Origin of the sequence: Chelatococcus sp. YT9, assembly GCF_018398315.1 — a bacterium.
In the GTDB taxonomy this organism is placed as follows: Bacteria; Pseudomonadota; Alphaproteobacteria; order Rhizobiales; family Beijerinckiaceae; genus Chelatococcus.
Genome location: NZ_JAHBRW010000003.1, coordinates 169,193 through 189,738 on the forward strand (window position 1 = coordinate 169,193; position 20,546 = coordinate 189,738).

General features: G+C 60.9%; 17 protein-coding genes and 1 riboswitch. Of the genes, 12 read left to right on the forward strand and 5 right to left on the reverse strand.

All coding sequences use genetic code 11. The features are described from left to right. Window positions 1-975 precede the first annotated feature (975 nt). Together istB and istA are read right to left on the reverse strand one after the other, a co-directional pair. Window positions 976-1,704, reverse strand: coding sequence for an IS21-like element helper ATPase IstB (gene istB / locus KIO76_RS29885; RefSeq protein WP_151612119.1), 729 nt, complete (start codon window positions 1,702-1,704; stop codon window positions 976-978). Beyond that, complete coding sequence (istA, locus tag KIO76_RS29890) at window positions 1,704-3,203, reverse strand: IS21 family transposase (protein WP_213322865.1); 1,500 nt, start codon at window positions 3,201-3,203, stop codon at window positions 1,704-1,706. The genes istB and istA overlap by 1 nt, the downstream gene beginning before the upstream one ends. Window positions 3,204-3,484: 281 nt before the next feature. Between istA and KIO76_RS29895 the strand changes: the two genes are divergently transcribed. From KIO76_RS29895 to KIO76_RS29950, 12 genes are all read left to right on the forward strand, one after another. Next, window positions 3,485-3,571 carry a hypothetical protein gene (locus KIO76_RS29895; RefSeq protein WP_349629444.1) on the forward strand — a complete coding sequence of 29 codons (87 nt, stop codon included), beginning with the start codon at window positions 3,485-3,487 and terminating at the stop codon, window positions 3,569-3,571. A 155-nt stretch (window positions 3,572-3,726) separates the two neighbouring features. Further along, window positions 3,727-3,929, forward strand: a riboswitch (cobalamin riboswitch). Between the two features lie 112 nt (window positions 3,930-4,041). Continuing rightward, the gene (metE, locus tag KIO76_RS29900) at window positions 4,042-6,393 is read left to right on the forward strand and encodes a 5-methyltetrahydropteroyltriglutamate--homocysteine S-methyltransferase (RefSeq protein WP_213327321.1); all 2,352 of its coding nucleotides are present in this window, start codon (window positions 4,042-4,044) and stop codon (window positions 6,391-6,393) included. Between the two features lie 249 nt (window positions 6,394-6,642). Further along, window positions 6,643-7,719 (forward strand): ABC transporter substrate-binding protein, encoded by a 1,077-nt coding sequence (locus KIO76_RS29905; protein WP_213327322.1) that lies wholly within the window; start codon window positions 6,643-6,645, stop codon window positions 7,717-7,719. Beyond that, window positions 7,703-8,767, forward strand: coding sequence for a FecCD family ABC transporter permease (locus KIO76_RS29910; RefSeq protein ID WP_291976166.1), 1,065 nt, complete (start codon window positions 7,703-7,705; stop codon window positions 8,765-8,767). Before KIO76_RS29905 ends, KIO76_RS29910 begins: the two co-directional genes overlap by 17 nt. Next, window positions 8,760-9,536, forward strand: a complete 777-nt coding sequence (locus tag KIO76_RS29915; protein ID WP_213327324.1) for an ABC transporter ATP-binding protein — start codon at window positions 8,760-8,762, stop codon at window positions 9,534-9,536. The genes KIO76_RS29910 and KIO76_RS29915 overlap by 8 nt, the downstream gene beginning before the upstream one ends. Before the next feature lie 72 nt (window positions 9,537-9,608). Then, window positions 9,609-10,127 carry a hypothetical protein gene (locus KIO76_RS29920; RefSeq protein ID WP_213327325.1) on the forward strand — a complete coding sequence of 173 codons (519 nt, stop codon included), beginning with the start codon at window positions 9,609-9,611 and terminating at the stop codon, window positions 10,125-10,127. A 109-nt stretch (window positions 10,128-10,236) separates the two neighbouring features. Further along, a complete protein-coding gene (locus tag KIO76_RS29925; RefSeq protein WP_213327326.1) occupies window positions 10,237-11,139 on the forward strand; it encodes a hypothetical protein in 903 nt (300 codons plus the stop codon). Between the two features lie 685 nt (window positions 11,140-11,824). Beyond that, window positions 11,825-12,220: a DUF2946 family protein gene (locus tag KIO76_RS29930; protein ID WP_213327327.1), complete on the forward strand. Its 396-nt coding sequence runs from the start codon at window positions 11,825-11,827 to the stop codon at window positions 12,218-12,220. Between the two features lie 87 nt (window positions 12,221-12,307). Then, complete coding sequence (locus KIO76_RS29935; protein ID WP_213327328.1) at window positions 12,308-12,892, forward strand: copper chaperone PCu(A)C; 585 nt, start codon at window positions 12,308-12,310, stop codon at window positions 12,890-12,892. 1 nt (window position 12,893) lies between these two features. After that, window positions 12,894-13,505, forward strand: a complete 612-nt coding sequence (locus tag KIO76_RS29940) for an SCO family protein (protein WP_213327329.1) — start codon at window positions 12,894-12,896, stop codon at window positions 13,503-13,505. 167 nt (window positions 13,506-13,672) lie between these two features. Beyond that, complete coding sequence (locus tag KIO76_RS29945) at window positions 13,673-14,200, forward strand: YcnI family copper-binding membrane protein (protein WP_213327330.1); 528 nt, start codon at window positions 13,673-13,675, stop codon at window positions 14,198-14,200. A 72-nt stretch (window positions 14,201-14,272) separates the two neighbouring features. Next, a complete protein-coding gene (locus tag KIO76_RS29950) occupies window positions 14,273-14,560 on the forward strand; it encodes a hypothetical protein (protein WP_213327331.1) in 288 nt (95 codons plus the stop codon). A gap of 564 nt (window positions 14,561-15,124) precedes the next feature. On the opposite strand, the gene repC is transcribed toward KIO76_RS29950, so the two are convergent. The 3 genes from repC to repA form a co-directional block, all read right to left on the reverse strand. Continuing rightward, entirely contained in the window at window positions 15,125-16,477 is a 1,353-nt protein-coding gene (gene repC / locus KIO76_RS29955; RefSeq protein ID WP_213327332.1) for a plasmid replication protein RepC, read from the reverse strand. A 151-nt stretch (window positions 16,478-16,628) separates the two neighbouring features. After that, window positions 16,629-17,624: a plasmid partitioning protein RepB gene (repB, locus tag KIO76_RS29960; protein ID WP_213327333.1), complete on the reverse strand. Its 996-nt coding sequence runs from the start codon at window positions 17,622-17,624 to the stop codon at window positions 16,629-16,631. Window positions 17,625-17,702: 78 nt separating this feature from the next. Next, window positions 17,703-18,914, reverse strand: coding sequence for a plasmid partitioning protein RepA (gene repA / locus KIO76_RS29965; protein WP_213327334.1), 1,212 nt, complete (start codon window positions 18,912-18,914; stop codon window positions 17,703-17,705). Between the last annotated feature and the right edge of the window lie 1,632 nt (window positions 18,915-20,546).

Here is a 20,546-nt window from a genome sequence, read left to right on the forward strand (position 1 = left end):
ATGGCCCTTCATGGACCGATCCGACAGACTACCCCATCGTCGGGCCCAAAGGTGACGACGTAGCGCAGGCTGTTTTTATGGTGCGTGGCGATTTGAGTTGCGCGCTGTGGTGACGCAAAGCGACAAACCTTGCAGCCGGCAATCCACCCTCGAGTGCTGGCGCGGTAAAATGTCTCTTGCGAAAAAGCCCAGGCTATGTCCATCGGGTTGAGCTAAGGACGGAATTCAGGAGCGCCAGATTGGGGATGCGAAGCGTCGTCCGAAAGCGGCGGCGGCGCAGCACCCTTGCATCAGAATATGGCTGCCGCCGTCTCGTTATCGCGATGACGACGGCCGTGTGTCGGTGCACGGATCCTCGTTCGCGGATTTGAGATGGATTGTACAGTTGGGAGAGGTGCAGCACAGGTTACCGGGGATGCTGCGTAGGTTTGACCAAGCCGTGCTGACTTTCAGCCATAGCCAGAAGATCAAGCCGTCAATTTGGCGGTTGACCGCGACGGACGGCGACCTCACGCCTGCTTCATTGGGCGACTGGGGGTACAAATCTCCTTTCATCCGATCAGCCATCTTTCAGGTAATCCACGATAAGAACACCCAGCGCACTACCAGCCAAAGAAATAATACCGACTGCCGCCAGGATGCCCATTGAGGGCGAGAGAAGCCCAATGACCCAGGCCCCGACCCTTCCAAGCACAGCAGCACTTCCGACCAGCCCGAGCACTCTCCCAATGTTCTTCATTTGCCGCCCCTCGCGTTTATTGTGACCTTAACAGTCGGCAGTAAAGCAGCGCCGCTGCGTTCTGCAAAGCACAGAGAGCTCTACGATCCAGCGCTGTCAAACGGCCCGCAAAGTTGCCCCCCGATCGGCGTCCAATGTTGACCCCTTGAGTATGCTGCGCGGTGAGGAGGCGGCGCGGCGGAGCTGGTCTGGATTGCGCAGCCGCGCCGGCTCCGGATCGGTGGTGTGCGGGGAACTCAGAGCCTGTTCTTGAAGCGCCAGCTCTCGTTGCCGGTCTCGACGATGTCGCAGTGATGGGTGAGCCGGTCGAGGAGCGCGGTGGTCATCTTGGCGTCGCCGAAGACGGACGGCCATTCGCCAAAGGCGAGGTTCGTGGTGACGATGACGGAGCTCTGCTCGTAGAGCCTGCTGACCAGGTGGAAGAGCAGTTGTCCTCCGGACTGGGCGAAGGGCAGATAGCCAAGTTCGTCGAGGACGATAAAGTCCATGCGTGCGAGATAATCGGCCATGCGGCCCTGGCGGCCGGCGCGGGCTTCGGCCTCGAGCTTGTTGACGAGATCGACGACGTTGAAGAAGCGGCCGCGAGCTCCGGCACGGATGCAGGCCCGGGCGATCGCGATGGCGAGATGGGTCTTGCCGGTCCCGGTGCCTCCGACCAGGACGACATTGCGCTGATGAGCCAGGAAGTTCCCGCCGGCGAGATCATGGACGAGCGTCTCGTTGATCGGGGTGCCGTCGAAGGCGAAGTCGGCGACATCCTTGGCGAGCGGCAGCTTGGCGATGGTGATCTGATACTTGATCGAACGAGCCTGCTTCTCGGCGATCTCGGCTGCGAGCAGGTCGCCGACGACGCGCTGCGGCTCGTGCTGGCGCTTCACCGCCGAGGCGATGATCTCGTCGAAGGCGGCCTTCATGCCATAGAGCTTGAGCTCGCCCATGGTGGCGAGAATCTCCGAGCGTTCCATCACACGGCTCTCCTGAGGCTGTCGTAGCGGGCACAATCGGCGGTGGGCTCATGGCGCAGGCGCAACGCATCGGGCGTCATGATCGTGATCGCTGCCGCGGGCTCGCGGCGCCGGGCCAGGATGTTGATGATCACGTCGGCGGAGTGGACGCCCTGCCGAAGGGCGTCCGCGCAGGCAGCTTCGACGGCGGGCAACCCGTCGCTCAGCACCGCGGTCAGGATCTCGACCATCTGCCGATCGCCGTCTTGAACGGCCGCGAGCTTGCGCCGGACCCGATCGATCGCGCCGGGCAGGACCCAATCCTTGAAGGGGGCGCCGTTACGCAGGGCTCCCGGCTTGCGAGCCAGCACCGGGACATAGTGCCAAGGATCGTAGATGGTCTGGTCGCGGCCATAGCAGCGGGGATGCTCGCCGACGATACGCCCGTCCTGGCGCAGCTCGACCCGATCGGCATAGGCGCGGATCTCGACGGGACGCCCGACCGCACTCGCGATGACCGAGTACTTGTTGTTGTCGAAGCGCACGAGGCAGGTCTTCGACACCGAGGCTGGCAGTGAGTGGAAACCATCGAACCGCCCCGCGTAAGGCACCAGGCTCGGGCGCTCGGCTTCGAACATCTCCCAGATCGTGCGGTCACGCTGTTCGGGATGGCGGTGAGCCTTGGCGTAGCGGAGCACCTGATCCATCAGCCAGGCGTTCAACTCGTCGTAGTTCTTGACCCGCAGCCGTGGGGCGAAGAAGCGCTCGCGCACGAGCCCGACCTGGTTCTCGACCTGCCCCTTCTCCCAGCCCGAGGCCGGCGTACAGGCGACGGGATCGACCAGGTAATGGCTGCACATCTGCTGGAAGCGGCGATTATAGGCCCGCTCCTTGCCGACGAAGATCGTCTCCACCGCGGTCTTCATGTTGTCGTAGATGCCGCGCGTGCAGGCGCCCTTGAAGAAGGCGAAGGCCCGGTCATGGGCGTCGAAGACCATCTCCTGGCTCTCGCGCGGATAGGCCCGCACGAACAGCATGCGCGAGTGACAAAGCCGGACATGCGCCACCTTCACCTGGGTCGTCGCGCCATTGATGACGACGATCTCGTGGCTCCAGTCGAACTGATAGGCCTCGCCGGGCGCGAAGCTCAAAGGCACATAGGCGTCGGCCGTGACGGCGGATTGCTCGCGGCGCCAGCCTCGCGCATAGCGACGCACGGCATCGTATCCGCCCTCGTAGCCGAGATCCCGCAGTTCTTCGAAGAGCCGGATCAGCGTCAGGCGCTCGCGGGCCGGCTTGCCGTCGTTCGCCATCAGCAGCCGATCCAGCTCAGGGCGCCAGGGTCCAATCTTCGGCTGCGGCTGAACCTTCCGCTCATACTCGAACGACGTCGCACCCGAGCGTAGCACCTTCCGCACCGTGTTCCGGGAGACATGCAGCTCGCGGGCGATCTCCTTGATCGTCTTCCCACGGATCGAAAACTCGCGCCGGATCCGCGCAATCGTATCCACGCCCTTCATCCCCCGCCCGCCCATCCGAAACCAGGACGGGCAGTCTCACCGAAACCGGCTCAAGGGGGTCAAAGTTGGACGCCGATCCCCCGCCTCATGGGGTCAAACTTGCACGCCGAAACACAATCCAGCGCAAGGCGCCAGGCCTCGACTTCGGCTGCAGTTGAACTTTCTGCGCATATTCAAAGGACATCGCGAGCGAACGCAACACCTTCCGAACTGTGTTCCGAGACACATGCAGATGGTGACGCATCTCTTTGATCGACTTTACGGAAACAGGCTTCTACGGCGTGAAATGCACGCCGCACTACGATATGGGCATGGTCATGCTCATTCAGGTCGGTACCGAAGAACCCTCCTCAGCTGCCTTGCCGTAAGGAATGCCAAAAGATGCGGCGAAACGCTTTGGGCAGATCATTGAACGCGCCAGAAAAGCTTCGGCGAAGTAAGTTCGTGTCAGCTTGAAGGACGTCCCGCGACGTAGAGATATAAACAATTCTTTATATAACGTTGACTTCCCTCTCCCGGCATCTCAAGATGCCCATGCCATGGTTCCCTGACATGCCGGCTGCGGCGCGTCGGGGCTAAGAGGGAAGCCGGTGAAATGCCGGCGCTGCCCCCGCAACTGTAAGCGGCGAGCCGATGCCCACGATGTCACTTAGGCGATAGCCTTGGGAAGACGGGTGGAGGCGACGACCTGCGAGCCAGGAGACCTGCCGTGGCGAACAACGTCCACGGGCGGGGTGTCCCGGTGGTGCGCTCGACGGCTCGCCCGGATCTCTGTTCGGCCGGGCGATCGTCCCGCGTCCGCTCTGGCCTTTGCCCCCAAACTTTTGGGGTTAAGCCTATGTCTCAACTATCATCCGTTGCCGTCGCGACGCTCGGCACGCCGCGCATCGGTCCGCGCCGCGAACTCAAGATCGCGCTTGAGAATTTCTGGTCCGGCAAGTCCAACGAGAAGGCACTTCTGGAAGCCGCCGCAGCTCTGCGCGCGGCCAACTGGGCGCGCCAGAAATCCCAGGGGATCACGGTCATTCCCTCCAATGACTTTTCCTTCTACGATCAGGTACTCGACACCAGCGTGATGGTCGGCGCCATCCCCGCGGCCTATGGCTGGACGGGCGGACCAGTATCGCTTGCGACCTATTTCGCGATGGCGCGCGGGTCGCAGGGTGATGAGCAACGTAACGCCTGCGGCCATAGCCACCACGATCATGGCGCGTCCCACGGCGTGCCGGCACAGGAAATGACGAAGTGGTTCGACACCAACTATCATTACATGGTGCCAGAATTCGAAGCCGGGCAGCGCTTCGAACTCGCCTCGCTCAAGGCGGTCGATGAATACCGCGAGGCAAAGTCCCTCGGCTTCGAGACCCGTCCGGTCCTGCTCGGCCCCGTCACCTTCCTGCGCCTCGGCAAGGCAAAGGATCCGTCCTTCGACCCGCTGACGCTTCTGGGTGATCTGCTGCCGGTCTATGTCGATGTCCTGCGCCGGCTTGCCGCCAATGGCGCGACATGGGTCCAGATCGACGAGCCCTGCCTGGTGCTCGATCTCGACGAACCCGCGCGCGAGGCGCTGCGTCGCACCTATGCGCTGTTCGCCCATGCCTTGCCGGATCTGAAAATCATGCTCGCCACCTATTTCGGCGGCATCGGCGATAACCTGGACACCGCGCTCTCGCTGCCCGTCGCGGGCCTCCATATCGATCTGGTGCGTGCGCCGGAGCAGCGCGATGCTGTTCTCGCCAAGGCGCCGCGTGGCATCGTCCTGTCACTAGGTGTCGTCGATGGCCGCAATATCTGGCGCACGGATCTCGAGAAAATCCTTTCCCGCGTGGCGCCCGTCGCCGCCAAGCGCGGCACCGACCATGTCCAGATCGCGCCATCCTGCTCGCTGCTGCACAGCCCGATCGACCTCGAACTGGAAACGAACCTCGATTCCGAAGTGAAGGGCTGGCTCGCCTTCGCCGTGCAGAAGATGGGTGAACTGGCGACACTCGGCCGCGCGCTCACGGAGGGACGCGACAGCGTCAAGGACGCTCTTTCCGCCTCGACGGCAGCCGTCGCCGCCCGCAAGGCTTCTCCCAAAGTCAACGCCGCGATCGTCGCCGGGCGCTTGGCGGCCGTGACGGAAGCCTTCGTCCGCCGCAAGAACGCCTTCCCGAGCCGGGCTCGGCTGCAGCGCGAGCGCTTCAACCTTCCCGCCTTCCCCACCACGACCATCGGCTCCTTCCCGCAAACCCCGGAGGTCCGCAAGGCACGCGCCGCCCATGACAAGGGGCAACTCGACGCGACCGACTATGAAGCCTTCCTGCGCGAGGAAACGGCGCGCGCCGTGCGCTGGCAGGAGGAGATCGGTCTCGACGTGCTTGTTCACGGCGAATTCGAGCGCAACGACATGGTCCAGTATTTCGGCGAGCAGCTCGCGGGCTTCGCCTTCACGCGCCATGGCTGGGTGCAGAGTTATGGTTCGCGTTGCGTGCGCCCGCCGATCCTTTACGGCGACGTCTCGCGCCCGAAGCCGATGACCGTGGAATGGTGGCGCTATGCCCAGTCGCTGACCACGAAGCCCATGAAGGCGATGCTGACCGGGCCGGTGACGATCCTCAACTGGTCCTTCATCCGCGACGACATCCCACGCAGCGATGCGGCCAGGCAGATCGCGCTCGCCATCCGTGATGAGGTGCTTGATCTGGAGCAGGCGGGCGCCGCCATGATCCAGATCGACGAGGCGGCTCTGCGTGAGGGCTTGCCGCTGCGCCACGGGGACTGGAAGCATTATCTCGACTGGGCCGTCGAAAGCTTCCGCCTGTGCTCGTCAGGCGTCGGTGACGAAACCCAGATCCACACGCATATGTGCTACTCGGAGTTCAACCAGATCATCGATGCCATCGCGGCGATGGATGCCGACGTGATCTCGATCGAGACCTCACGGTCGAAGATGGAGCTGCTGGAGGCATTCCGTAGTTACGAGTATCCGAACGAGATCGGCCCGGGCGTCTATGACATCCACTCGCCGCGCGTGCCCGATGTCGAAGAGATGTCGGACTTGCTGCGGCTCGCGCGCCAACGGCTGGACGACGCGCAGCTTTGGGTCAACCCGGACTGCGGGCTGAAGACCCGCAAATGGGAAGAGGTCAGGCCGGCTTTGGTCAACATGGTCCAGGCGGCGCGGGACCTGCGCGCCTTGCGCCACTGACACTGCATGATCGCCCGGCGCGGCGCGGATGCCGTGCCTCCTCCCACTCTTGCTCAAGGCGCCAGGCAGCTCCGGCCGCGCACCTTGTAGTCTTTCTAAGATACGGATTTCACTTGCTTTTTACCGACGCACCGCGAGACATAAGCCTCGCCCGTGTTCGATTCCTGCTTCTTCTTTCCGGAGTGCTTCGGCGCTCGATGCGGGGATGTGTTGACCCGGCCGTCGGTTGGACCGTTTCAGAGGTTTCTCATGGCATTCTTTTCATTCCGCATGGTGCTCGCCGCCTCCACAGTCCTCGCTACAATCGGTTCCGCCGCTGCCATTGATGTCGTCGATCAGCGCGGCCAGACCCTGAGCTTCGACAAGGAGCCGGCAAAGGTCGCGACGATCCCGATTCCAGCCGCATCCATGTATGTCCTCGCGGATAGCAAGCCGGACCGCCTGGTCGCCATGAACCCCACCGCGCTCGGCGCCATCACCGGTGAATGGCTGGGCCGTATCTATCCCGGGCTCGAGAAAGTGCGGACGGACATTGTCAAGGGCGGGCAGTTCACGCCCAATGTCGAGGCGCTGCTGACATTGTCGCCGGATCTTGTCTTCCAATGGGCCAATCAGGGGCCTGACCTCATCGCGCCGATCGAGCGTGCCGGCATGAAGGTTTTCGGACAGAACTACGGCACGCAGGCCTTCCTCGAAGAAACCATGGTCGCCATGGGCAAGCTGACCGGGCAGACCGACAAGACGTCGGCGCTGCTTGATAAGCATCGCGGCGTGATGGCAAGCCTCGAAAAGACAACGGGCGCCATCCCCGAAGCCGACCGGCCCAAAGTTATCTACTTCCAGTACTTCACCAATTCGCTGCGGCCCAACGGCGTCGGCAGCTACAACGACATGTATCTGAAGCTCGCCGGCGGCCGCAACGGGGCCGAAGGGGTGAGGGGCACGGGCACGGATGTGACCTTCGAGCAGGTGCTGGCCTGGGCGCCGGAGGTCATCATTCTCGGCGGGTTCGATCAGGCCGTGCCAGGCGACCTCTACAAGGACCCGAAATGGGCCAGCGTGCCGGCGGTACGCAACAAGCGCGTCTACAAGATGCCGATCGGCGGTTATCGCTGGGATCCGCCGAATGTCGAAAGCCCGCTCGCCTGGATCTGGGTCGCGTCCATCCTTCATCCGGACAAGGTCGGTTTCAATCTGCGCGCCGAGATGGACGGGATGTACAAGCTGCTCTATGGCCGAGCGCCGACCGATGAGGAAACCAAAGCGATCTTGAAGGCCTCGGCCAACGCCGATGCGAAGGATTACGCGCGTGTCCTCCAACGCTGAAACGGCCGTGGCCCCGCATTGGCGGGGCCATTCGCTGAACGGGCTGCTGATATGGTTGGCGCTCGCTCTCGCGCCGATCATAGCCATCGTGGTTTCTCTCGCCGTCGGGCGCTATGCCGTCAGCCTTGAACATGTGGCCGGGATCCTTCTCAGCCCGTTGACTGGCGCCACCAAGACCTGGACCGACACGGACGCGACCGTCGTTCTCATCGTTCGCTTGCCGCGCGCCCTCCTGTCGGCGGTCTGCGGTGCGGGGCTGGCCGTCGCGGGCGCCGCCCTGCAGGGGCTGTTCCGCAATCCCCTCGTCGCGCCGCAGATCCTCGGCGTGTCGTCAGGTGCCGGGTTCGGAGGTGCATTGTCGCTGCTCTTCGGTCTGTCGGGCCTCTGGTTGATCGGTGCCTCCTTCGCGGGAGCCTGGGTGGCGCTGCTCGCGGTCCTGTTGCTGGCGCGGGTCGAAGGCCGCACTTCGCTCCTCATGCTCGTCCTGGCCGGATTGGTGGTCGGCACCCTGTTTTCAGCGCTGACATCGATCTGCGTCTTCCTGGCGGATCCTGAACAACGTCTCCCCGGGATCGTGTTCTGGCTGCTCGGCAGCTTTGCGACGGCGGATGGTCAGCGCCTGCTGCTCGCCACCGGGGCGATCTCGATCGGCGCGATTGTCATTGTCCTGCTCGCTTGGCGTATCGACGTGCTTTCGCTGGGGGACGAAGATGCGCGCGCGCTCGGCCAGCCCGTGGATGCCATTCGTTGGGCGGTGCTTGCGGCCGTGTCCCTGATCGTTGCCGGGCAGGTCGCCGTGTCCGGCATCATCGGCTGGGTCGGCCTCGTCATTCCGCACATGATGCGCGGTATCGTCGGGCCTGATCATCGCCGTCTTATCCCCGCCAGCATCCTCGCCGGTGCTGCCTATCTCACGCTCGCCGACACGCTCGCGCGCTCCGTATCCAACGCCGAGATCCCTCTGGGCATTCTCACGGCTCTCGTCGGCGCGCCGGTCTTTGCCATTCTGTTGCGTCGCATGCGCGCCAAGGGAGGCGGGGATGAGTGAGAGCCTGCTCACGACCCGCGGCCTGGCCCATGGATGGTCGCCTGACCATTGGCTGTTTCGCGATCTTGACCTCACGATCGGGCAAGGCGAAGTGCTGTCGATCCTCGGGCCGAACGGACGCGGCAAGACGACGCTGATGCGCGCGATTGCCGGCTTGCAGGAAACGCGCGCCGGCACGGTTACGCTGACGAGCGGCGCCTCCGTTGCCTATATCCCGCAGTCGTCGCGCGGGACGCTCGCCTATCGCGTCATCGACATGGTGGTGATGGGCCGGGCGCCGCATCTCGGCATTCTCTCCTGGCCCGGCAAGCGCGACCACGCGATCGCCCATGCGGCGCTGGAACGTGTGGGCGCCGCCCATCTGGCCGACCACCCGTTCAAGCAACTCTCGGGCGGCGAGCGCCAGCTGGTGCTCCTGGCGCGCGCGCTGGCCAGCGAGGCGCAACTGTTGCTGCTGGATGAGCCGATGGCGGCGCTCGACCTGAAGAACCAGAACGCGATGCTGAACGTGCTCGCGCATCTCGTGCGCGATCGCGGGGTCGCCGTCATCGTGACGACCCATCACCCCCAGCATGCCCTGACACTCGGGGGCAAAGCGCTGATCCTCGGCCCCCCCGGCCAGCATGTGGTCGGCGATGCCCGGTCCATCCTGACGGATGAACGCCTGACCGCGCTCTACGGCCTTGCCGTCGCGCGCGTCGATGTGGAGCACAAGGGTCTGCGCGCCCGCGCCGTCGTGCCGATGTTCGAGGCGGGAGCGACAGCCTGAGCCGATGCGACCGATGGACGCCAGAATGCTGTACGCAGAGCTTTCTTTTTCCCAACACGGAATTGTCCGGCCATGAGCGACACAATCACGGTTCACGAGAACGGCCAGCCTATTAGCTTCACCTTCGCTGAGATCTTGAAGTACCATGGCTTCGGTTATCCTGGCGGGGTCGCCCATGCCTTCAAGGTCATGCAGCGCGCCTTCCCCCTCCTTGATGGCGGCCATCCCCCCGAGCGGCGTGAGCTCGCGATGGACACCGCATTTCCCGGCCCGGGCGGCCGCGACGCCTTCGAGATGGTGACGCGCATGGTCACGGCGGGGCGCTACAACGTCGACCTCGCGCTCGCCAGCGACGATGTGCTTTCGAGCCCGAAGGGCCGTTATCTCTTCCGTTTTCACTATCGCGGCACGACGGTCGATCTAACCCTCCGGCCGGGGCTTGTGCATGACGAGTTCATCATGCTCGCCGCCAAAGAGACCAGGACCGCCACGGAGGAAGAGCGGCTGGTTTGGCTCAAGAACGACATGGCGCAAAGGTTGTTGAGCCTGCCCGCCGATGAGGTCTACGACGCCAAGCGCGTCGAGGGCTGAGCGCACCACATATCGGAATACCGCATTTCGGTCGCGGTACGGAGCCTTTACCGTTGAGTGCGGGGCTGCGAACCGCTATGGGCAAGGTGGAAAAACATGCAGGTGCGTGATGGATATTCGCATAGCCAAGACGGGAATGTGCTTCGGCATCGAACGCGCCTACAAGATGGTGGATCGCCTGGCCGCCAAGACGCCTCGCCTTCACGCGGGGCATAAATGCTCAGCCGAGCACAAGAATGCCGAATGGGACACCTTCCACCGCATCGAACGTGGCGATCCGGAGCTTCTGAAGCGTTATCCCAATCTCGCGAAAGTCCAGATCATTCATGACGACGCGGAAGTCCGCTCGGGTGATGAACTGGCGATCGGCTATCACGGATACACCCCAGAGCGGATGAACGATCTGCGTCAGCGGGGCGTCAAGCTGCACGACTACATGTGCCCGTTCATCGCGCGGATGCATGGCACGGCTGAAAAGCTTGCCGCAGCCGGTCATGACATCATCGCCTTTGGCAAGCCTCTCAACCACCACACGACCTACTGCAAGCGGGCCGCCGAAGAGGCAGGGCGCACGGGCCTCATCGCCGAGGATCTCGACGCCATCGCGAACGAGCTCGCGAACCCCGAGCGCAACTGGGCCTGCGTCGGCCAGGTCACCGGCAACGCGGACAAATGGAAGGCCTTCGCGAGCGGCCTCAAGGCGCGGGGCATACCGGTGCATGTGGTCGACACGGTCTGTACCGACTCCCACGAGCGGCAAGGCGAGGCGCAGGCGCTCGCGCGTTCATCGGACGTCGTCGTGCTCGTCGATGACGGCGGCGGCGCCTCGGTGAGCGTTATGGAAGCCGTTGAGACGGTGAACAAGCGCGTCTTCCGCACGGGCACGAATATGCCGCTCCAGGCCGAATGGTTCGACGGCGTCAGCTCTGTCGCCGTCGTAGGCGGCATCATGGTCCCCGCGTGGAAGTTGCAGCAAGTGGGTGAAGATATCCGCCATCTCACCGCGCCCTGATCGGCAGCTGCGCGCGCTTCCTCCCTAGAAAATCAGGGAATCTGCGCAGTTTCACACTACTACACGATGCTCGGGTTATCCTTCAGCTTTTCGACTGGCTGCGGCTTGCAAGCATTGCGTCAAAGGAACCCAACTAAGGCTTCAGTATGAGCCATTAATTGGGTTGCTTGCAACAACGACAAACGCCTCGTCCATCGACGCGAGCAACCCGAAGCGCCTCGCTCCAGCTCGCGGCCCAGTCGGCTGCGCTTGACAGCCAGAGCCAAAAACTGTCTGCCCAGCATAAGCTGCGCAGCTTGAGTCCTCGCAAACGGTCGCTAAGCTTGAAGATTAGCCCACTTGCCCGGGAAAACAAAAACGCGTCCCGGGATAAACACGAGCGTTCTGGTTGGCGGCACCATCAAAGCAGAAAGTCATCTCGACTTGCTCCGGCACACCGTTGCAGATTCAGCTGCGGTGATCTCTGTTTACGGCAGTTCAGGCTGGCTCGATCTTTGTTCTACCAATACACGCCGTTCGCACCTGGATTATGTCGCTCGGTAAGGCCTCGATCAATATCGAGCCTATGACATTTTGTCCCTGCAACAATATGAAAGTCTATGCTAGTCCTTGAGGCTCATGGACAACGCGGTCCCTGACGGACCGTGTCATCACATTGCTCGATACATGAGGCATGGAGAGCCGGTTGAGCGCCCTGAGGCAGCAGAGAGGATGTGCGTGGGTCGCGCTTGTCGCGGCCTATATGCTCATCCTTCAGTCTGTACTGGGCGCCTTTGCAATCGGCGCCAGCGCATCGCCGGAACGCAACGACGTCTTCGGAACGATTCTTTGCGCACCGTCAGGCGACCAGTCCGGTGCATCCGATGACGCTCCGGTTCGTCGACATCTGCCGGACTGCTGCCTCTACGGATGCAGCATGTTCGCGCCGGTCCTCCTGTCGCTGCCTGCTGCCGCAGAAACGCCGTTCGAGCATCCCGTCGTCCTTTCGCATCCGTTGCCAGACTTCGGCGTCCGCGCGCCATTGCGCCGCGATGGCAGCCCCGGACGCCCACGCGCACCACCCCTCCTCGTCGCTGCCTGACCCCTTCGCCCTGCGCAGGGTCTTCTGACGCACATTCAATGCTCTGTCGCGCGCGCGACAGAACGCGTCTCAGCGTGGAGATTTCCCATGTCATCGTTCTTGCCCCGCCGCGCCTGGAGCGCGAGCGCACCGCTGTATCTATTTCGCAGTCTCGAGGAAAAGCTTGGTCTCGTCGCTCTCGCTATCGGCATGATCTTCGCATCGGCCCAGACTGTCCTTGCTCATGACACGACGGTCGAATCCTTGACTGTGAGTCAACCGTGGTCCCGCGCAACGCCTGGAGGTGCCAAGGTAGCCAGTGGCTATCTCGTCATCCGCAACACAGGTGACCAACCGGATCGGCTCATAGCCGCTACATCCGGCATCTCGGGCCGGACAGAGATCCATGAAATGGCCGTCAAGGATGGGGTGATGACCATGCGCCCCCTTGCGGACGGCCTGACCGTTCCCGCGAAGGGCGAGATCGTCCTGAAGCCCGGCTCTTATCACCTGATGTTCGTCGACCTGAAGAGCGGGCTCCAGGAAGGCGAGCCATTCCAGGCGCAGTTGACATTCGAGAAGGCGGGGTCGGTCGCCTTGACCTTTGACGTACGCGCGATCGGCGCCAGCGATGCCGGCGATCCTGCCGGTCATGGCACGTCGACGGGTCATGTCAAATCTACGAGGCACTGACATGAAGCTTACCTGGCGATGGATCGGGGTGATCGCGACGACGGGGGCGCTCGCGGCGGTCCTGGCGACTGCCATCGCGCTGCTTTCAGCATCGCGGCATCCCCCGCAGGCGGAAACCGCGGCCGGCCCTGGCGGGCCATTTCAGTTGATCACCCAAAGCGGAGCCGAACTGTCGAACGAAGACCTGAAGGGTGCTCCCTTTGCCATCTTCTTCGGCTTTACCCACTGCCCCGAGGTCTGCCCGACGACGCTGTGGGAACTGTCGGAAACGCTCAAACGCATGGGTCCGGATGCGGACAAGCTCAAGACAATCTTCGTTTCGCTCGATCCCGCGCGCGACACGCCAGAGATGTTGAAGACCTATCTTCAGTCCTTTGACCCCAGGATCATCGGGCTAACAGGCAACGAGGACGACATCACCGCCGTTGCCAAAGCTTACAAGGTCTTCTGGCGCAAGGTCCCGACAGAGAGTGGCGATTACACGCTCGACCACACCGCGATCGTCTACCTGATGAATGGGAGCGGCGAATACGTGGGCGCCCTGGCTTACCACGAGGACGCCGACAAGGCGCTCGCAAAGATGCAGCGCCTGGTAGCGGGGAAAACACCTTGAAGGCGGCCGGCGAAAGCTTCGCACCTGCCGCCTTCCGCACCAACCCATGACGTCCATACGCGGGCCAAGTGACTTTGCCCGATCAACCCTGCCTGCAAACGGAATTGCCCGTTTGCAGGCTCACCAACCGGCCGGAAGGCGCGGCATCAACTAAGGAAATCCAGTCCATGTTGTCATTGAAGTCAATTGTTCCGGTCGTTCTGCTCTCAGCGGTTGGAGCGAGTTCAGCCTTCGCCCATGTCACGCTGGAGAACCAGCAGGCGCCCGTGTCCTCAACCTATAAAGCCACCTTCCGTGTCCCTCATGGGTGCGAGGGTAAGGCGACCAACACGGTCCGCGTCCGCATCCCCGAAGGCATGATTGCGGTGAAGCCCCAGCCTAAGCCCGGCTGGAAACTCGAGAAGGTAAAGGGCAAATATGCCAAGTCCTACGACTACTACGGTACGCCGACGAGCGAAGGCGTGACCGAAATCGTCTGGAGCGGCGGCAATCTCGCCGATGACGAATATGACGAGTTTGTCCTGCGCGGCTATCTGACTGGCGATTTGAAGGCGGACACGACGCTCTATTTCCCCGTCGTCCAGGAATGCCCGGACGGCGCCGCCGCCCGTTGGATCGAGATCCCTGAGGAGGGCAAGAAGGCGGATGACTATGAAAAGCCAGCGCCCGGACTGAAGCTCGTTCCCACGAAGTAATCGAGATCCGGGCGCGGGCATATTGTGCCCGCGCCCCCAACGTTTCCGGTAAACCCGCAGGCGAAGGCAACGATGACCCGCAACACCAGTACCCAGCTATGCTTGCTCTTCGCCATGCTGCTGAGCGCTGCGGTCGGTCTGCTGATCCCGGCGGGGGAACCCTCGATCGCACCCTCGTCCAACTTCACGCCTTTGGTTACGATTTGCAGCGAGCCGTCCGGCAGCGGGCGCTGTAAGTCTTTCGCCTCACTCCACGGCGCTCGCATCCATATGTCCCGCTCCGCCTCGGTGGTGAAAATCACGGGTATGGCTGTGGCCTGGATGGGAGCCACCTCCGCGTTCGTGCTCAAGAATGCATAGAGGTCTGCCACCTCCGTTCCCGTCTCGACGTTGCGGACGTATTCCTATTGCAGCATCCAAATGCCGGGGAAGAAGGCGAGAGGGCGCTCCTCATTGGAGGCGAACCAGATATCGCCGCCGGCCTATTTGTTGAAGTCGCGGAATGAGGTGAAGGGTACGAGGCAGCGGCCAGTCATCTCGCCCTCGTCGCAGATCATTCCCACCATGGCGGGGATGCGAGAAACTGTCTTGTGTGACGCACACACTCTCTGGATCGAAATCGGCTCGCCAGTCCTTGATGTGCGGATTATTGAGACCGCGCACCCAGCTCGGTCAACGTTGCGCTTGATGGTGACATACAGTTGTTAGAGCGTGCAGCGGATCACAAATGGGCAGTCGGACGCATTTCCAAGGGTAGCTCTTCGCTCATCGACAAGTTACTTGAACCTCAAAGACAACGTCTGCTGCAAGGAGGCCCCTGCGGGTCCGAATGGTGCCTACATAACGGGTGCCTCACGCCGTTGAGCTAGGAGAGAGCGTCCCCTGTGCCACCTCCTCAGGCGCACCATCCGTGATATCGCTGCGTCACCCCCTGCTCCAACCTCGCCCGGTTGACCCGTTCTTGAGCTTTTGCTGCAACGCGGCGCTCACGGTGATGGAGGGTCGAGAATGACCGCCCTCGATCCCCGGGGGTTCCGTTGCCGGGGTTGGATGCTGGAGGTTCTCCCCTCCCCTGTGCTTTCTCAGTTTCGCGGTGAACAGAGCGAGGATCATAGGGGTGGTCGAGAACTCTCCGGTGACCGCGCGCTGGGTGAGATTACGAAGATAGCCACCTGGATTGGAGATCTCCCCCGACCGCTCGTAGATGGCGGCGAGCACTGTCGCAGCACCCTGGGCGCCGAGCGTTGCACACGTTTCCTCCCAGAGTTTGGGACTGATCCCCAGCATCGGACGAACAACACCTGCCAATCCCAGAAGATCTCGCCAGTTCTGAATGGCACGGCCCTGGGCCAGATCGATGATAGCTGGGCAGGCTTTGATGACCGTGGAAAGGCTAGGTCCTTGCCGATCCTGAGCGACTGGGGGTGTGGTCTCGCCGGAAGGGGCGTTTTGTTCATCCCTTGAATCATCTTTTTGAGATTCAGAATGAGATTCTGGGTTTGACTCCTTTATGTGCCCGCCAGAATGGGACTCATTGGCGGCCGGAATTCGGGATTGTGTGAAGTTTTCCAGGGATGTGCGGATATCGTCCCAGAGATGGCGCAGATCAGCGCAGATCGCCTCGATGACCTCTCCGCAGGGCTGGCGCGGAAGCTGGCTGATGATCGCGTCGTAGCGGTGCTGTGCGATCTCCCAGGGGCCTGGTGCGCCTTCCGCGCGGGCAGCGGTGATGGTCTTGGCGATATCCCGGCGCAGGAGCGTCAGCTGTTCCCGGGCGACTTGTCTCGCGCGTTTGTCGGCCTGCACGGCTTCCGCCATGTCTTTGAAGGCATCGGCGCGTGTGACGATCGGTGAGAGGTCAAAACCGTAGACCTGCTCGATGTCCCCTCCCCTGCCCTTGCGGGCGAAGCGTTTGCCGTTGGGACTGTCGCGGCGGATGATGAGGCCGCATTCAACCAGGTTGGCGAGGTGTCGCCGCAGGGTTGTGGCGGGCATGCCATTGGCGCGGGCTGCGAGCTGATCGTTGGAAGGCCAGACAATAAGACCTCCCCGCGCTGACAGGGTGGTTTCCGGATGGAACGAGAGCAAGGCGTTCAGGATGGTGAGGGCCCTGTCGGTGGCCCCCAGGCGATCGCGCGCTTCGCGGATATGTTGAAACACCTGCCATTTATGGACAGCGGTGTCTTTCGGGGCGCTGCGTCCAATGGATTGCTGTGCCAGCTGGGCAAGCGACATCGTCCGCCGCCCAAAGGGCGTCGTTGCAATATGCGTCTGCATTCTCTTTCACCTATCGCTAGGCAAAAGAAATCTGCTCGCCGAAATGGCGCCGAACCGCTTGACAGGCTTTTGCGAAAGTGTGATTCTTTGGGTGCTTAGATCAAAGAAAAGGCTTCCGCGCGGCGACGTTCGGGGGCTTTTTTCTTTTGCGCTACTCTCCTTGCTGTCGAACTTTCCACTCCTTGAAATCGCGATAAAGCGATTCAAGGTTTGATGAAATGAAATGGCCGAACTCGCTCGCGTGAGCCGACTTCAGTGATAACGTGAATGTTTTTCCTGTGCTCTGGTAGCTGGCAGAAACGGCCCGATCGTCAGGAGACCACACGCCTACTCCTCCCTCTCGGGCCTTCTTCCGCTTCCGCCTTCCCTGCCCCGCCTGCTTCAGTTCTCCAAGAAGATGATTGAAGCGGTTTGCTCCCTCCAGCGAACGGAACGCTTCTGCGTTGACCACATCGCACGCGTATTCCGCGACTTTAGGATTGGCGACGAGTTTCTTGAGCTCTTCCCATCTGTCCCTGCCAACGGACTTCGCGGCACCGATTGCCTCAATCACCTGAGCCGGTACGGTTTCCACGACAGACAGCATTCTCGACAGTAATGTGTCATCGATGCTGAGCGCAGACCTAATCGTTTCCTTACTTTGCCCCATGCTCAAGAGCTTTGTGGCGAAGAGAGCCTTCTCAATGAAGGAGAGATTTGCGCGTCGAGAGTTTTCCTGCCCCTGGGCAATGATATGGGCAATGGCTTCGAGGTTTTTCACAACTGCGAGAACTGGAATGCCAAGCTCTCTCGCCGCGCGGGCGCGGCGATGCCCAAACACGATCATGAATCGGCCGCCGGTGTCCGGATGAGGGCGCACCAAAATAGGTTGCAATTGTCCTTCCGTTTCAATTCCCTGCTTCAGGTTCGCAAACTCCTCCTCGTCGTCTTCTACGCGATCTACGACGAACGATTCGTCCAATAGAGCCGGATCGAGGCTGACGACGGTTTCGCCTGCCATCATCTTCTTGGCATTCTCAGCCATTTCCTCGATCGACAGCATCATCGATCGCGACGCGCCGCGATTTGCGTAGTCAGATCGGACCTCTCTGTCCGCCGTAGTTGTCAGATGTGCGGACACGTTGGCTAATAGGTTTTTACGTGCCATTGCGCCCTCCCCTAGCCGGAGACAAGTGATTGGCAAATTGGAAGGTTTTGCCGCTCTGCACGGCTGTCAAGATAAACCTCATTTACGCCCCCACGCGCCATGAACGAGAGCCGTGATTTCCCCATTAACCGCGTTCAAAGCCTCAAGGGCGCGATCATAAGTGGTCCGAATGAATTGCGCGCGCTCGACCTCGTAGAGCGACTGGTTTGTAATTCCCGCGTCCGAAATCGCGGTCGATTTTACCATCGGGTTCTTCAGCATATGTGCAGGGAAGAGAGCTTGCATAAATCCGACCATCTGCGTCTGCGGGCCGTCTGTCGGTTCGTAGCGTGTGACCAAATAGCGAAACCATTTGAGGCGCACATGCGCGCCGGCTTTGCTTATCGATTGCAGGATCCCCCCGAGCATCAGCAAGAACTGACTCATCGACATGACGTCGAGCATCTGCGGGTGAATGGTGATCAGAACAGCGGTTGAAGCCGTGAGAGCGGTTAGAGTGAGATAGCCAAGTTGAGGCGGACAATCGATGATGACTACGTCATAGCGATCGTCCACCTCCCGTAACGCGTCTGAAATACGCGTGAAGAAAAGGCGGCCATCTGATGAGGCTTTGTTAGCTGCGGCAAGCGGTGTGTCGTACTCATATTCCTGAAGCTCAAGGTTCGCAGGCACGATGTCGAGGCCGGGAAAATTGGTTGCGCGGATAACTTCCGAGATCGACTTTTTTGCCTTGTCATAACGAAGGGCTTCATAGAGAGATGGATTTTTGTCCAGCTCTGGCTGGAAACCGTGCAGCGCTGATAAAGAGGCTTGAGGGTCGAGATCGATTGCCAGCACTCGATGGCCCGTCAAAGCCAGATGCTGCGCTAGATGAGCCGCAGTGGTGGTTTTTCCGCTACCCCCTTTAAAGTTCACAACTGAGATTACCTGTAAGGATTCTCCGGGCCTCCTGTGCGGGACATATTTCTTGTAATCTGCGCGCCCATGCCGATCGAGATAATGTCTCAATTCAAGCATTTGCTTGGCTGTGTAAGTCCGACGTCCAGATGCGGACGTGGTCGGTATCGGTCCCTTCCCTTCGAGGTGAAGCTTTTTCACATTCGACTGAGTGACACCCAAAAAAAATGCAACTTCCGCCAACGAGAACTGCCGCAGGGTTTTGGTCGCATCGGGTGGGTAATGCTCGACGCGGAGCATGTTCAGCTTGTCCGAAATCAGTTCTCCTTGCATGAGAATTGATTCGTGAAAGCTGAACGTTTCAAATTCCTCAGCGGGTGTCGCCATGTTCATCGATGCCGGTTGTCAGAATAACGCTTTTCTGAAGGAAAACTCTCAACAAGCGGGAATTATGCCCGATTCGCTCAACGCGGCAATCGATTTTGTCTTAATGAGAAGTTAACTCGCTTCCGCTGGTTTTAGCGATATTCAAATGAGACCAAGATCGTTGGTTAAGTATATGCTCTACAATATTTTTTTATCCTCTGCACGGCTGTCAAAGCAGTTTTAAAGCTGGAATTTTCCAGATATCGGTGGCGTAAACAGAAGTGTTCGCCCAGTGAAGGCTGCGAGGCAGGTGTTTGGCCTCAAGGACTTTCGAAGTGCGATCGAATATGGGGTCAAGGTTTCAATGGGAGCGGAAGTCTGCACCAGACCGCAGTAACTGGTGCGCAGCTTGGCTTCTCGAACCCGATGGTTCATTCTCGTGCGAAGCGCACGCTTAGCCGGTATACGGTGATTGGTCCTGGCAGATTAAGCGCACGCCACGTCCAATGCCTTCCTGGGGCGGGCAGCCCTCCACGTATGTCGTGGCCATGACCGGCCAGCCGACGAGCTTATAGTGCTGCTGGCGTTCCATGTTTTGTCCGCTTCAGCACGCCTGCCGTAGGGCTTTATGGCGTCGGGCAGGGGGCGTGCCGTTATTAAAACTAACGATGCCGACAAAGCTTCCGCGGGGAGGCGCGGCCTGAAGGTCCCTCAGTCGATTGTATCGTTTCGCCATCAGCCTGACACCGGCGCAATCTTGAGTATCGAGGCAGGGGAGGGATCGCATTCACCTGGCAACCCTGGCCGCTTGAAGCAAGATGGATCGTTTGCCGATGCCAATACCCATGCGATTTATTCAGCTCTCTCTGACGCGCCTAGCGAAGCCCGGCCGTGTCCTCGTTCTGAAACAGACGGCGGTTTTAAGTGATCGGAACGTGTGGACCGCAATGTGGCGTGCTTCATATGCAGGCCGCGCCGAGGATGCTCATCGAGAACGTGCTGGCCTCGGAGCCCAGCTTTGAAGGCATCCACACAAGGATCGCTGCATTGTGTCTCGGTGTCGATATCGCCCTCATTCAATGCGGCGTTGCCGAATGGACGCTCACCGAGCCAACGACGCTGAGAGCCTTAATGGTGTGCGTGTTATGAGGAGAGCTGGGGGCTTTTATTTGGTAGCAGTTAGATCTGCGGGAGCTGAAGGGAGGCGGATGGGTGGAGCAGATCATATCCCGCACGGGTACCGAATCCCGCCACGAATTTTGGATCCGTAGGCGGGCATCCGAAGGCCATTGACACATGAGCTCGTGTGTTCTGACGGCCGGCCGGCCATAGCCTTAAGCTACCGAGACGCATTCAAAGGTCTATCAGCCGCTAGACCTACCAATGCCTTGCTCGTTGCCATATTCCTCTGGCTCAAAGTACTGACGCAGACTTTTGTGTCTCGCCCTTATGGGGCTGTATGAGCCTTCACCGCTATGTCAAAGCGCGCGCATCACGGCCAGGGTTGTTTTGAGCGTCGGATTTTCGCGTTCACTGAAGGAGCAGTATAGCCGCTCTCAAGACAATCCCGTCGTACCGCGATTTCGGACATCACTTTGGCTCACGCGACAACACCAAGTGCTTTGGCGATATAGACCGCATCGCCATTTTGCAAAGGTA